Source organism: Ochrobactrum sp. SFR4, assembly GCF_019730395.1.
In the GTDB taxonomy this organism is placed as follows: domain Bacteria; phylum Pseudomonadota; class Alphaproteobacteria; order Rhizobiales; family Rhizobiaceae; genus Pseudochrobactrum.
In genome coordinates this window covers 1-798 of the sequence record NZ_JAAPBB010000070.1, presented here as the reverse complement: position 1 = coordinate 798, position 798 = coordinate 1, and the positions used below count along the sequence as shown (strand labels likewise).

Annotated in this window: 2 protein-coding genes; both read left to right on the top strand. The window is 58.9% G+C overall.

The window, feature by feature from the left end:
* On the top strand, positions 1-397 hold a 397-nt coding region (locus HBA93_RS17890), incomplete at its 5' end, for an MFS transporter (protein ID WP_221724190.1).
* 115 nt (positions 398-512) lie between these two features.
* Positions 513-798, top strand: a 286-nt coding sequence (locus HBA93_RS17885) for an MBL fold metallo-hydrolase (protein WP_221724189.1), incomplete at its 3' end; no start/stop codon positions are given.

Here is a 798-nt window from a genome sequence, read left to right as displayed (position 1 = left end):
CACCGGCCATCTGATGGCTCGCTTTGGCAAGGAGCGAGTGACGGCGTTCGGGCTCCTGCTGATTGCGATTTCGGCCGTCTTCGCTCTCGCCGGATTGCAGCTCGTCCATTTCTACGTGTCGCTGATCCTTCTGGGCGTCGGCTGGAATTTCGGCTTCATCGGCGCGACCGCCATGGTCACGGATTGTCATACTGAGGCCGAGCGCGGAAAGGCGCAGGGAGCCAACGACTTCCTGATCTTCGGGACGGTAGCCGCGGCGTCCTTTTTCGCCGGCGCGCTGCTGCATGCGTCCGGCTGGCAGACGATCAATTGGATGATCTTTCCGGCCGTCGCGCTGATCCTCGTGCCGCTGCTTTGGCAGAGCGCCCGAACCGTGCCCGCGACGCCGGCGGAATAGGCTCGCAAGGCAAAATTTATCAATCATAAAATAATGCTTGCGAAAAAATGTAAGCGATATTATGTGAGTGTCAGCCGCTCGGCGGTCGCAAGAAATGAGCAAGAGGAAAAATCCCATGACAACCAAGCCTGAAGTCACTGGCTTCTTCGATCCGCGCACCTGGTCGATCCAATATGTCGTCGCCGACCCGGAGACGAAAAAATGCGCCATCGTCGATCCTGTGCTCGACTATGACGAGAAGTCGGCGGCGACCGCCACGACGCATGCCGACAATATTCTCAAGTTCATTGCCGAGAAGGGCTACGAGGTCGAATGGATCCTCGACACGCACCCGCACGCCGATCACTTTTCCGCCGCCGCCTATCTTAAAGACAAGACCGGCGCGCCGACGGCCATCGGCG